Genomic DNA, 12,894 nt, shown 5'->3' with positions numbered 1-12,894 from the left:
GACAAGGGTTGCTTTCCCACCCGCTGGGCTGGGTGGAACCCGGCGGCGCACCTGGTCAAGGGGGGCGCATCGAGTGCACCGCACCCGATGCGCCGTCACCCTCCGTACGCGCACCGGGTGGAACAGGCGGATGTGGTGTGGTGTCCACTCCCACCCGTGCGGTCCGGTGATTCGCATCGCGTTGCGCGCTGTCGGTGCGGTGGCACGCGGCGGGGTGCGGGCCGGTGCGCGCGATGCAGCGCATCGCCGGAGTGGGGCCCACTCCCACTCGGTGACATCACGGTGGGCTCCACCCTCACCTATGGACATCAGGGTGGAGTCCACTCCGGCCCGACGCGCGCCGCCCGGCCCCCCTCACAGGTCGGAGCCGGGTCTCCTGCCCTGGTCGGGCTGCGCCGTGTGGTGCTGCTGCTGTGTGTCGGCGGCCGGGGCCTGCTTCGCCTGGTGCGCGCGCTTGGTCTGGTCCGCCTGCTCTTCGACCGTGCGGCCGCGGGCCTCGGCTGCGCGGGTGAGGGCGGCGAGGTGGGCGAGGTTCTGCGGCGAGGTGATCCACGTCGCGGGGTCCGTGGTGCGGCCCTCCAGGTACTCCTGGGGCATCGCGGCCTGCTGGTGGGCCTGGATGGCGGCGGCCCGCTGCGCCGGGGTCTGAGCGGCAGCCCGGCCAGGATGGTCGACACCGTGCGGCGCCGCCTGGTCGTGCTCGTGGTCGCCGATGGGAGGGGGTGCGGCCGACGCGGTCGCGGCCGGGGCTTTTTCCTCCCGTGCGGCCGGTTCGGTGAGGGCGGTACGGATCGCGTTCTGCAGGGCGAGGCTGGCGACCTTGGCCCGCTCGTACCGGGTCGACTCCCGGGGCAGCTTCCCATCGGTGCCCGCGATCCACCAGCGGCTGGGCGAGGTGAACTCGGCGGTGTAGGAGAGCTGGTCCGCAGCCGGGGCCCGCCGGCCTTTCTGGGGCACGGTGAGCTGACGGCTGTAGCGCTCCAGAGCCCGGTCGGCGATGTAGCTGTCGATGCCGGGCACGTAGGCGCGGCCGCGCAGGGTCTCCAGCAGATGCCGGCGCGCTTCGGCCAGGACGTGGCGGCGGTAGAAGACTCCGCGCACGGTGAAGACGACCGCGGCGACGTCGACCGCGGCGAGCGCGGTGTCCACCCAGGGGCCCACCCGGGCCCGGATCGCCGCCCCGGCCGCCTGGCACCGCTGGAGGAGCCCGTCGACCATCCGTTGCCCGAACTTCAGGAGCGCGGAGACACGCCACCACGCGAGCAGCTGGTCCAGCGGGCGCGGGGATTTCTTCTCCGGGCGGGTCTTCTGCGCCGCCCACCACGCCAGACCATGGCGGGCGCGCTCGCCGGGCAGCCGGCCGTGCTTCTTCACGTAGTCGTCGGTGACGCCCTTAAGGACGTCCTCGATCCGGCGGCGGCGGGTGGAGGACCAGTCGATGAGCTCCTGGTCGACGCCGGCTATCTCCATCACGGGGCGCAGGCCCGGCGTCACTTCCCTCGGCACGGTCGCCAGCCCGAGCTCCTCGCACACCTCGGTGGTCATCGTGAGGGTGTACAGCGTGTCGGCGGCCACGATGTTCTTGTACAGCCGGGCCGTGTCCAGCGCGTACCAGGAGCCGTCCGGGCGCTGCGCCCGGTTGGCGATCAGACAGTGCTCGTGCAAGAGCGGGAACCCGTTCCTGTTGTCGTAGTGCCGGAACACCGCAACGACCAACGCCGGGGCCTTCGCGCGCCCCCGGCCGGACGCCCACCGGGTCTGCGCGACCTCATCCTCCAGCCAGCGCAGCGTCGTGGCGACGGCCCGCTCGTGCGCTTGCTCGATGACCCGGCGCGTCCGGTCGTCTCCCAGCGCCCACAGCACGACCAGTGACGCCTGCGGCCGGAACACGAAGTCCAGGGCGAGCAGCGGGGTCTGCTTGCGGTGCTCGATCTCCTCGATCGGCTGACCCAGGACGGTGGCCCGCCGGGCCGTGGCCGGGTCGACGCCGTCGTCCAGGAGCTCGCGCTCCATACGGTCGGCGTCCGGGTGCCGGCCTTCGCCGAACAGCAGCTTCATCTGCCGTTCCGTCACCACCTGCCCGTCGGTGAGGCCCAGCGCAGGCAGGCCGCGCCCTCTCCACACCCCGGGCGGGAGCCCGGCCATCTCCTGGGCGTCCTTCAACGACTGGCCGACGGGACGGTGCCCGTCCCCGAACGCGACCCCCCGCACGTAGTACCGCCAGGCATTCCGCCGCTGCACCTTCGCAACACTGATCATCCCGGCAGCGAACACCGGCTCTGACCTGCAGAAAAGAGCGATCCCGTGGGGCGGGAGAGTTCACCGGAACTTCACGGCCGATCCCGCACAGCGGGCGCCGGCGACAACGTCGCGCCCACCCTGCGGGTGCCTCCGAGGCCATGCAATTCCTGCGCGGCGCCCGGTCACATGCGCCTCACCGGCCCCGAAAGCCTCCAGCAGGCGCCGCTATCGCCACGACGCGTACACCTACGCACCGCTCCCCCACCGACGGGCCAAAGACGCCCCGTCCCAGCACCACGTCACCGACCCCCTTCAAACCGAGTTGGACCCGCCGCCCCCGGCATCGCCGGGGGCTTCTTGCTGCCCGGAGGACCGACGTGCCGACCTACGAGACGCTGCCCCGCTTCACCCGCGACCTGGAACACCTCACCCCGGACCAGCACCGCCGGTTCCGCCGGACCGTGGCAGCCTTCGTCGACGACCTGCGTACCGGCCGCCAGTTCCGCCCCGGGTTACGGGTCAAGCGCGTCCAACGCGCAGCCCGCATCTACGAACTCACCTGGTCCATGGGGACCGGCCCCGCAGGACGCGCCACGTTCGAGTACGGGACCGAGGTGCGACCCGGCACACCGCACGTCATCTGGCGACGCATCGGCACCCACGACATCCTCACCGGACCGTGATCACTGGAGGAGCCGGAGGCTCGGCATCGTGATCTGCTGGTGGCTCCTTCACCCCATCACCCACTGACCCCGGCCCTCGATCCTCCGGTTTGGGGTCACGGCCGCAGTAAGCCCGCCTGGACGGAGCGGGACAGAACGTCACAGTGGAAATGTGAGCTATCCGGACCGGCACGAACATCGAAGTGGCGGGTAAACTGGCGCGCCCTCCGGGAGCGCTCGGCTTCCCAGGACCCACCAAGCCCATGGTCGATGCCGGGTGGCCGCTCCCTGAGTGAAGTCCACCGGCCGGGAACGGGCGCCATCGAGAGGGTCCATCGGGCGACCGGAATCTGCGAGGTCAACCGGTACATGGGCTGGGTCCCTGGGCGTGGCTGGTTTACCGCTTCATCCAGGTTGAGAAAGCGTCGACGAGGCCGTTGTAGAACTGCTCGCCGGGTACAGAGCCGGGGTTCTTGCTGGCGTCGTAGAAGGCAACGTTGTTGAAGGTGGCGGATGCGGAGGCGTTGAGGTTCTTGTAGAAAGCGAGCTTGCCCCGGCCGAAGCCGACAAAAAGCCAGAAAACTCCCAGAGCGGCGGAGTTCTGCAACAGGGCGCGGACTTCCGCCTTGTCCCATGGTTCGTCGCCGACCTGGATGACCACGAAAGCGGGATCAGCGGCTGCGGATTCCTGGTAGTGGCTGACAGCGCGGCGCATGGCGTCGGCGACGTTGCCCCATCCCCAGTCAACCTGGGTGTGGAGCTGGCCGATGCGGCCTCGGTAGTTGTCGAGCCGGATCTCTTCGAGGAACGGTTCCCTGCCGCTCGAGAAGATCACGGGCACCGTTCCCGTCGTCCAGGTTGGCGGAGAGGGCCAGAACCCGCTCGGCGAATGCCTGAACGGCGAATGACTCGTACAGCTCCTCCATGTGCCAGTCGTGGTCCAGAACCAGATAGACCGCAGCGCGGCGTCCCTCGAGTCCGGTCCGCACGAGGGCCTGGCTGGCCTGCCGGGCCGGCTCCAGAAGGGCGGGTGCCTGACGCTCCACCTTGGTCAGGTTCACCGCCGCGTCCGTGGCTGCGGACCGCGTCTGTGGGGGCAGCAGCGGGCCGGGCGGCTGGGTTCCGGGGTCGTCGATATCAACGCCGTAGTCGGTCGCCAGACCGGCCAGGCCGGATGCGTAGCCCTGGCCCACGGCGCGTGCCTTCCATTCGTCGCCTCGCCGGTAGAGCTCGGCGAGGACCACCACCGTCTCCTTGACGGTGAAGTCCGGGGCGATGAACGTCTTCGCCTGCGTGCCCGGCTGGGTGATGGTCAGGTGTGGTGCCGTGGTAAAAACGGCTCCCGGCTGCTGAGGGTCGACGCTGACGACCACAGCGACCGTGGCGACGTCGGCCGGCAATCGGTTGAGATCTGCCGTGACTGTGTTCCCTGAGATGCTCACCCCGTCGTGCTGGGGATGGTTGTAGAACACCAGATCATCGTCGCCGCGGACCTTGCCCCCGGCGCCCAGGAGCAGCGCCGACACGTCCACAGCCAGTCCCGTCGACTTCACCGTGAACGAAACCGGCGCGGCGCTCAGAACGGTGTTCTGACCTTTGAGTAGTGATGTGGACACAGACACCCCAAGTTGATCGTCGATGCGTGCGCCCTGATTCTTCCCTTGAGCCCCGGGACCGCGCAGGCCAAACGCACATCACAAGAGGTTCTGGACGACCATGCACTACGAGCTGCCCGGCGGGGGAGCGTGCTGGTCCCGTGCGGCACGGTCAATACCACCGTTGCCGATTGACCGAGCAGCACGTCGTATGGGCCCGAACGCGGTCCCAGTACACACCGCACGTGGTCTGGCACCGCCTCGCCACGACATCCTCACCGGCTCTTCAGGCAACTCGGCGCTCCCGCACTTCGCGGGGGGCACCTGCGCCTCGCGTCCGTTCAGGTGGGGCCCTCCTGGTTCTCGGCGCGTGACCTCGCTTTCATAATTCGAACAGTCGTACTATTCAGATGTGGCCACGTACGACTTCCCCAGGACCTCCGCGACGCCCAGCTCGCCCTCCACCAGACCCGTGCGGCGTACGAGGAGTACGCGCGTGCTCTGCCGTGGTCGGCGGAACCTCTGCCCGGCTGGGAGGCCGAGAAGCAGCTGCACTCCGGCTTCCGGTCCGCGAAACCCGACAGCCCCGGCTACACCGAGGAGCAGCACGCGGAGGTGGCACGCTTCCGGGCCGAGTTGCTGGAGCTGAGCATCACCGTGTCGACGCATCCGTTCTGGGAGCAGGTGGAGCGGGGCCAAGTCGTCGATGCGCGGATGCGGCTGAAGCACCAGCACGAGGCTCCTGAGGCGGCCTGATCATCGCGCCTGGGTCCGGGGGCATTCTGTCGGGATAGGTTCCGGATCATCCGGGACTTCTTCATCTGTCAACTGCGGATGTCCGAACAGCAGGTCCGCATGGCCCTGCGGGATCCTCATTTTCCGCACCCCTCGGGTCCTGCCGTCGCTGGAAGCGCGGCAGGGCCCGACGCCGCTCCGGGCATTTCCCACGGGGGAACGGACAGGTCAGGCGGCCGGGGTGTAGCGGACGATGGTGTCCTCGCACGGCCCCTCGGCGTACACCTTCAGCGCTTCCAGCTCGCGGTTGTCCGCGGTGAGCTGCCAGCGGAGCTTGATGGCCCGTCGGCTACTCGATGGCCGAACACCACCGCGCCGATCTTGTCATCGATGCACTGGACATGGCCCACGGCCGCGGTGGACTGCAACCCGGCTGCGTGATCCACAGCGACCGCGGCAGCGAGTACACCTCGACCCGATTCCAGGACCGAATAAGGGAGTTGGAACTCCGCCAGAGCTGCGGACGCACCGGGTCCTGCTTCGACAACGCCGCCGCGGAGAGTTTCTGGGCCCTGCTCAAAGAAGAGATCGGCACCCGCGTCTGGCCTGACCGGGCCACCGCCCGTGCTGACGTTTTCGATTTCATCGAGACGTTCTACAACCGGCGCCGACTGCGCAGACACAAGGTCTTCGGCTACCTCACCACGACCGAGACCCGCCAACGGCACACCCTCGCGGCATAACCATCGAGTGTCCAAGATCACGGGGAAGCTTCACCGCTACGTCTTGGACAAGACCCCCATGAGTTTCTGATCAAATAGAGCATCCTCGGCACGCCTCGATAGATTATTTCAGCGAATAGGGCGAACGTATCCCCCTGAAAGCATTCGCGACTTCATTCAATTTCGTAGCCGTCTCGCCGCTACTATCGCACCGAAGAGCGCCACTACAAAAACTACTGCCCCCTTGTATGAGGAATTTTCAGAGATCGCACCGATGGAAAGCAGAAAGAAAAGAAGGGCTACCCCAACACCGCACCAGAGGAGTGTCCACAGTGACAGCTTTAGGTAGAAATTAAACATGTGCTACACCTCGTGTTTATGGAGTGCGCAGGGGGTGCGTAGTCATTCTAACGCACCCCCTGCATTTGAATCCGCGATTAGGTCTTACGTGACCTAAAGCATTCCCGCTCTTCGATCACTTGCGACGCTTTCCGCTTCCTCTGAAGAACTTGCTTAGATACTTGAGCTTTCCCACGCTCGCGCCCGCAACTCCAGGAATTGCATACAAGCCGATGTTCTTGACATGGTCGTTCCTGTTCATTCGCTTCTTGCGCTGGAAAAGGAACCTCGCCTGGTAGTCGATTGAACCTGCGGCGGTCCCGAGAACAAACCCGGCAACGATGCAACCGGCCCCTGCGGTCATGGCACAGATTGCCCCTGTTCCCACAGCGGCTCCGACAGCCGCACCAATCCGGATTCCTCTTCGGGTCCACTTCTTCCAACTCTTGGTCCTGAAGGTCTTCCACTTCTTCTTCCAGCTGAACTTTCCGTCCAGGTCGAAGCGATTCAAGGGGTCGCCGTGCACGTAGTCGTACGCGTTGGCATTGCCACCGTAAACGGGGTCAAGGGAGAGGAAGCGGCCGCTGTTCGGATTGTAGAGGCGAACACCCATGAGGGTAAGGCCGGTAAGCGTCTCGGTGGAGCGCTGTTTGGCGCCGAGCCAGTTGTAGCGGGTGGCCGCTTGACCGGCCCGGGGGCTGCCGTACTCGTCAGAATCCAGGGAGGTAGGTGGCTTGCTGGTATCCAGTGGGAGCTGGAGGGCCACGTCGCCGTGGATGGTGGTGAGTTGCAGAACGGTATCGCCGGCCTTGCTGGTGGTGGCGGCAAGGTCACCCGTCGCGGACTGGACGTTGCGAGTCAGGGCACCCGAGGCGGTGTCCTCAACGATCCAGCGGGGGTTGTCGCTGTCACTGTCGTAGTGGTTCAGCTTGGAGCCAGTCTGGGTCCAGGTGCTGCCACTTCCGGTCTCGGTCTTCCAGGAGCGGGAGCGCAGGTTGGCGTCGAGCTGCCAGGTCTGTCGCTTGCCGTCCGCAGTCTGCTGGTGGGCGAGGTCGTTGACGTAGAAGCCGATCGTGCCGTTGCCAGGGACCGTGGTAGTGCGACCGAACGCGTCGTATACATAACCGGCGTCGACCAGGCGGTCGGCACTGTCGTACGTGTGGCTGATCGTGGTGCCCCCGGTGGTGGGGCAGTCGGCGCCGGGAGCGCCCGTTGCCCGTGTGAGGGATTTGCGGTTTGTGCGGCTGTCGAAGGCGTAGGTCCGTTTGGTGCAGATGGTGTCCGCGGTGTCCTCGACCGTGACCAGGCGACCGACCGCGTCGTAGCCGTAGGTCTGGTCAGACCAGCCGTCGTGGCTGGTGACCTGGCCATGGATGGACTCGGTCACGGTGTCGGAGTAGACAAGCGTGCCGTCGCTATCGCGCGTGTATGAACGGTTGAGGGTTGCGCCGGTGGAGTCCTCGGTCTGGGTGAGGGTGTAGCCGCCGGGCAGCTTCTCGGAGCTGACCGACCCGTCGGCGTCGTAGGTGGTCTGGAAGGCACCGGCGACCGAGTCGGTGGTCCGGGTGGCGAGGCCGCGCGGCTCCACGTTGTGATCGTAGGTGTAGGTGACGGTCGACGGGACGTTGTCCGTGTTTTTGACCGGGCGGTCGAGGAGGTCGTACTCGGTCGTGGTCACACCACCGTCGGCGTCGGTGTAGGACACCTGGCGGCCGAGCTTGTCGAACACCTTGGTGATGGTGCCGCCGGTCGGCGAGACCGTCCTGACCGCCCGGCCGGTGGCCGGAGCGTACTCGGTGGTTGCCTCGGGAACCGCCGCACCAACGCCCCCGGTGACGGTGACCTTGATCTGCCGTCCGGCGGTGTCGTAGGTGGTCGTGGTCGTGCGAGTAGCGCCGTTGGCAGTATCGGTAACCTTGGCCGGGTTGCCCCACCAGTCGTACTCAGTAGTGGTGGTCGGCAGGGCGGTTGGGTTGCTGCCGCCGCCGGTGATCGCGCCAGCGGGTCCGGTGGAGCAGACCAGGTCGGCCCACTCCGGGCGACCCTGGCAGGCGCCGGTGCCCGTGGCGGACCAGTAGGCGGTCACCCGGGTCGCGGCGTCGCTGCCGGTCGCCCCGGGCAGGAGCTGCTTGGTGATCCGCCCCTGGGCGTCGTACTCGGTGGTCTCGGTGATCGCGAGACCACCCGGGTCCTTAACGGTCTTCGTCGGCAGGCCCTTGGCCCAGTCGTAGACCGTCTGCGTGACCCGCGCTTCACCGAGCACGGTGGAGTGCTCACGCACCTGAGCACCGGTGGTGACCTTAGTGACCTGGTCCCTCACCTTCGCCGTGCCGTCGGTGGGGCGCCCGGCGTCGTACTCGTTGACGGTCCAGGAGCGGGCGGTGACCGGTGTCCCGACTGGAACCAGCGTCGCGGTTCCGGACTTGAGGTCGGCGGTGAGGTCGATCCTCCGCAGCGGGCCGAACTCCTCCAGCTCGCGCGTGCCGGTGTCGTTGTACACGGACTTGGTGGCGAGCAGGTCGGCCCGTTCGGCTGCGGCCAGCTGGCCGATCCCGAGTTCTGCCTGGGCTGCCCGGTCTCCGGCGCTCAGTCCGAGCGCGAGGGCCCGGTTGCCGGCCGACAGTTCGCGGACGGTGTTGCCGAAGCGGTCGTACTCGGTGGTGGTGATGTGCCCGCCGGGGGTGGCGGTGTTGACCGCGCGTCCGGAGACGCCCAGATAGGTGATGTCGGCGCGGGCGTAGGAGCCAGCAGCAAGGCCGTTGCCGGAGTGAGAAGCAGGGCTAACGTCAGCGGGGAAGACGGCGGTGGCATCGGTGGGCGCGTCGGCCTGGCCCCAGGCCTTCACCTCGGCGGCGCCCATCGTGTACGGAGCTGCCCCGCCGGTCAGCGGTACGTCGTACACCACCGAAGTGGCGGCGGTGCCGGTCTCCGTGCCCGTGGTGCCCTGCTGGAGCCCAGAGCGAGATGCCTTCAGGAGCATGCCGTCACCGGCGGTGGCGGCGTTGCCCGCCTTGCCATAGGTGAAGGCCCAGGGCAGTTCGCCGGGCGGCGTGAGGCTGGTGACGCGGCCTGCGCTGTCGTAGGTGTACTCCGTCTTCAGAGACGGGGTGATCTGTGGGTTCCAGGTCTGGCGCAGGCGGCCGGAGCTGTCGTATAGGTACGTCTGCACGGTGCGGGCGGTCGCGGCGGTCGCACCGGGGGCGGTGGACCACAGGCGGACCTCCTTCACCTGGCCGACGACGTCACCGAGGGTGCTGCCGGTGGCCGTGGTGGTCGCGCCGTACACGAACTCCATCACCCGGCAGCCCTTGGTCGCCGGGTCCGCCGTGCAGGCCGCCGCCGTGGCAGCCGAGGTGGGAGCGATGACCCGCTTGGGGCGGGCCAGCTTCTTGCCGTCCACGGTCACGGTTTCTGAGACGACGGTGGTGGTGGTGTTGGCCAGACCGTCCAGCAGAGTGCTGGAGACCTGCCAGGTGGACGCGGCCGGGTCGGGCTTGGTGAAGGTCGTCACCGTACCCTCACTGTCGGACAAGGTGAACGACCCGGTCACACTCCCCTTGAGCGTCAGATCCTCAGCGCCCGGCTCGGGGATCCAGCCGGTCTTCGCTGCGTTGGCGGTGAAATGCGTCTCCTCAGCCTCGGAGTCGACCACGGCGACGGCCGTGTCGGAGATCTTGCGGATGTGGGAGAAGTCGGACTCCGTCAGCTCTGCGGCGGTGCCCGAGACCCACTCCTTGCCGAAGATGGCTGCCTGGCCCTCCTGCTTGTCGCCCTTGTCCGGGTTACGTGAGGAAGCCGTACGGGAGACCGACAGATCGAAGCCGGAGGCGTCGGTGGCGGAGAGCGTGTAGTCGCCCGTGAGCAGGTTCACCGATCCTGGTCCGACGTTGCCGGTGGCGGCGCCGGAGGCGTTGCGGTCGACGATGACGGTGAGGGGCTCGGTGGAGCCGGTGGCGGAGTTGGGGCCGGTGAAGTCGGCCTTGATCTGAACGCTGCCATCCGGGTCGACGGTGTCGGTGGCGTTCCAGACGAGCGGCGCGCTCTTGCCGCCGGTCATCGGGACGGGCCAGGCGGCCAGCGGGGTGCCGCCGGAGGTGACCTGTCCGGCCGGGATGCGGACCCAGGGGTCGGCCTCGGAACGGCGCCAGGAGAAGGCCACGTTGTTGAACTTGGAGGCTTCGGCCTCGGACACCAGCGGGAGACGGCGTGCGGTGCGCTCCCCCTCGGAAGGCTGGATGAATCCGCCGGGGCCGGCGTGGAAGGTGTAGTCGATGGCCTCGGACTTGTTGTCCGCCTTGTCCACCGCCCGCACCTGCAGGGTGTGGGTGCCGTCCTTCGGCGGGGCGATGTTGATGGCCTTGCTGCCGGAGGTGCCGCCGGTGGTGACCTTGGTCCAGGTCAGTCCGTCCAGTGACCATTCCAGCCAGTTGTGGTCACTGCCCGAGGGCGGGGTGACGGTGAACGTGCCGGCCTGGCCCGCGCCCTTGACCCACTGGCCTGTCGGGTAGTCCGTCGACGATATTGCTGTCGGGGCTGAGGGGGCGGTGGTATCGACGGTGAAGGTCTTCCACGCCGACCAGCCGGTGTTGTAGTGGGCTCCGTCGTAGGGGGAGGTGCGGAACTTGTACGTCTTGCCGTTGGTGAGCACGCCGGCGGGGACGGTCACCGAGGCGACCTGGCCCGAGGGCACGTACGGGGAGACGATGACGTTGCCGACCTGGGTGTTGGTGGCGTTGTCGAAGATCTGGAAGGTCCCGTTGACCTTGTCACCGTCGGCGTCGACGAACGTGTCGCGCAGCGTCGGGGTGAGGGTGTTGACGGTGTAGGCGCCGCCGTAGGAGAAGTACGGCGGGCCGGCCTCCTGCTTCGTACCCGTCCGGGGCCGGTAGTTGTAAGTGACGACGAGCTTTGGGGGGTTGGTGGCGGCGTTGGCGGAGTTGACCCGCTTCCACTGCCCGGTGACGCTCTCGTCAGTGGCGCGCAGGCCCATGTGGCCGCGGGATGCCTTCGCGGAGGCCCATTCCTGCACCAGCGTGGTGACGTTGGCGTTGATCCACCCGTCGGGCTGGGTCGAGCAGGAAGGGTTGCCCCTCGTTTCGGAGGAGGTGGCCTTCTTCGCGGTCCACGCCGGCTGGGCCGTCCAGCGGGAGGAGGTCGTCGCGGCCCCGGTGGACCACACTTCCCACGGCTGAGTGGGGCACGAGGATCCGGTGTAGTTGGCGGAGTGGAAGTTCCACAGCGACAGCTTCGCGTCCGTCACGAGCGCGTCGGAGATCGGGGCGGTGTTCCAGGAGATGAACGACCGGGCGGTACGGAAGGTGCCGTCGGCGTTCTTCGTGCCGGGGTTGCCCAGGTCGAGTTCGACATCCGTGGACCAGTCACGGGTCTCGCCCTGCTGGACGTAGGTGTCGAAGACGTTGGAAAGCGCCGACGTGGAGGGGTCGACAGTGACCGGGTACTTGGTGGCGGGGTCCGCGAGGAACTTCGGGTCGGGGGTGACGACCAGGTCGATGGTCGAGCCCTTCCTCACGACCTTCATCGCCACGGGCACGCGGCGGGTGTGTTCACCGGAGGCCTCGTCGACGGTGGAGTCCCACATCACCGGCGCGGGCATCACCGCGGTCTTCTTGTTCTTCTTGTCCGTGAACACCACGCTGCCGTCGGCCTGCTGCTCGGCCTTCAGGCCCTTGGCCTTCAGCGGCAGTGTGTAGGTGTAGCCATCCGTCGTGGGCTTCTGCTTGATCTCGACGTACTGCTCGAACCCGGTACGGGTCGCCTCGACCACGACGTCCGCGCCGGGAACGGCGTTGACGTACTCGGCACGGTTCCCCTCCAGCTTCGGGGCGGGCAGACCACCCTTCCACTGCAGCGTGATCTGCTCGTCGCCCTCGCCGAGCGTGACCAGATCGGTGGCCCTGGCGGCCTGGGCGGCCTTCAGCGAGGTGGCCGGGGTTCCGGTCCGGCCGGCCAGCTTCAGCCCCTCGGGGTGCGCCTTGGGCTCCACCCCTGCCCCGGCGGCGACCAGATCCAGATCGACATCGCGCCACTCCCCGGTCGCCTCGTCCTCGAAGCGGACCGGACCGGCCGTCAGCTCGGTGGTGAGCGAGCCGTCCTTGTTCACCCAGGTCGTGGAGGTCTCCGTACGCTCCGACAGAGCCTCCACCCGCTTGCCCGACAGCCGGGCGGCGACACGGGCGGACGGAATGTCCGCGGCCTGCGTGACGGCCGCCGGCTTCTCCGGTGCGGCAGGCGCCTGGCGCTGTGTAGCCATCGCGATGGTGCCGTCGAGCAGCGTGACGGACAAGGCCAGAGCAAGACTCCCCGCTATGTAGCGCAGACTCCCCCCGGACCAAGGCCGCCCGCGCTCCTCCGGCGCAGGTATATGAATCGTCATGATCCCTCGGTCTCGTAAACACATCTGCATCACTGATGTGACGCCGATGTGAAAGTACCGAGGGAGAAAAGACGGCCAACTGAGACAAGGGCGGCAAGATCGACTTTGAGGTTCCTGGAATTGAAGTGATCTTCGTCTCTTGCATAGGTGACGTGGGAGGTGGCTCGCACTTGGCTGTGCTGGTGAAACGGGTTCATCAGCATGGT

7 protein-coding genes and 1 pseudogene are annotated in these 12,894 nt (G+C 67.5%); 3 read left to right on the top strand and 5 right to left on the bottom strand.

What is annotated here, in order from left to right; all coding sequences use genetic code 11:
- Positions 1–354: 354 nt before the first annotated feature.
- On the bottom strand, positions 355–2,259 hold the full coding sequence (gene mobF / locus DJ476_RS33980) for a MobF family relaxase (protein WP_112492338.1): 1,905 nt from the start codon (positions 2,257–2,259) through the stop codon (positions 355–357).
- A 359-nt stretch (positions 2,260–2,618) separates the two neighbouring features.
- Between mobF and DJ476_RS33975 the strand changes: the two genes are divergently transcribed.
- Positions 2,619–2,924, top strand: a complete 306-nt coding sequence (locus DJ476_RS33975) for a hypothetical protein (RefSeq protein WP_112492337.1) — start codon at positions 2,619–2,621, stop codon at positions 2,922–2,924.
- Between the two features lie 376 nt (positions 2,925–3,300).
- Here the strand turns inward: DJ476_RS33975 and DJ476_RS35940 are convergent, their stop codons facing one another.
- A complete protein-coding gene (locus tag DJ476_RS35940; protein ID WP_318294848.1) occupies positions 3,301–3,738 on the bottom strand; it encodes a VWA domain-containing protein in 438 nt (145 codons plus the stop codon).
- A complete protein-coding gene (locus DJ476_RS33970; protein WP_318294847.1) occupies positions 3,647–4,525 on the bottom strand; it encodes a TerD family protein in 879 nt (292 codons plus the stop codon). The genes DJ476_RS35940 and DJ476_RS33970 overlap by 92 nt, the downstream gene beginning before the upstream one ends.
- A 318-nt stretch (positions 4,526–4,843) precedes the next feature.
- On the opposite strand from DJ476_RS33970, the gene DJ476_RS33965 reads away from it, so the two are divergent.
- On the top strand, positions 4,844–5,254 hold the full coding sequence (locus DJ476_RS33965) for a hypothetical protein (protein WP_318294846.1): 411 nt from the start codon (positions 4,844–4,846) through the stop codon (positions 5,252–5,254).
- A 207-nt stretch (positions 5,255–5,461) separates the two neighbouring features.
- Here the strand turns inward: DJ476_RS33965 and DJ476_RS35935 are convergent.
- A pseudogene (locus DJ476_RS35935) lies at positions 5,462–5,569 on the bottom strand (HNH endonuclease); the annotation flags it as partial.
- Between the two features lie 20 nt (positions 5,570–5,589).
- On the opposite strand from DJ476_RS35935, the gene DJ476_RS33960 reads away from it, so the two are divergent.
- Positions 5,590–5,976, top strand: coding sequence for a DDE-type integrase/transposase/recombinase (locus DJ476_RS33960; RefSeq protein WP_112492336.1), 387 nt, complete (start codon positions 5,590–5,592; stop codon positions 5,974–5,976).
- 454 nt (positions 5,977–6,430) lie between these two features.
- Here the strand turns inward: DJ476_RS33960 and DJ476_RS33955 are convergent, their stop codons facing one another.
- Positions 6,431–12,598: an RHS repeat-associated core domain-containing protein gene (locus tag DJ476_RS33955; protein ID WP_404827577.1), complete on the bottom strand. Its 6,168-nt coding sequence runs from the start codon at positions 12,596–12,598 to the stop codon at positions 6,431–6,433.
- Positions 12,599–12,894: the final 296 nt, after the last annotated feature.

This window comes from Streptomyces bacillaris, assembly GCF_003268675.1.
Classification (GTDB): Bacteria; Actinomycetota; Actinomycetes; order Streptomycetales; family Streptomycetaceae; genus Streptomyces; species Streptomyces bacillaris.
This window is presented reverse-complemented; position numbering and strand designations above follow the sequence as displayed.

Coding starts and splice junctions, on each gene's coding strand:
- mobF (WP_112492338.1), bottom strand. CDS start 2,259: ATGATCAGTGTTGCGAAGGTGCAGCGGCGGAATGCCTGGCGGTACTAC.
- DJ476_RS33960 (WP_112492336.1), top strand. CDS start 5,590: ATGGCCGAACACCACCGCGCCGATCTTGTCATCGATGCACTGGACATG.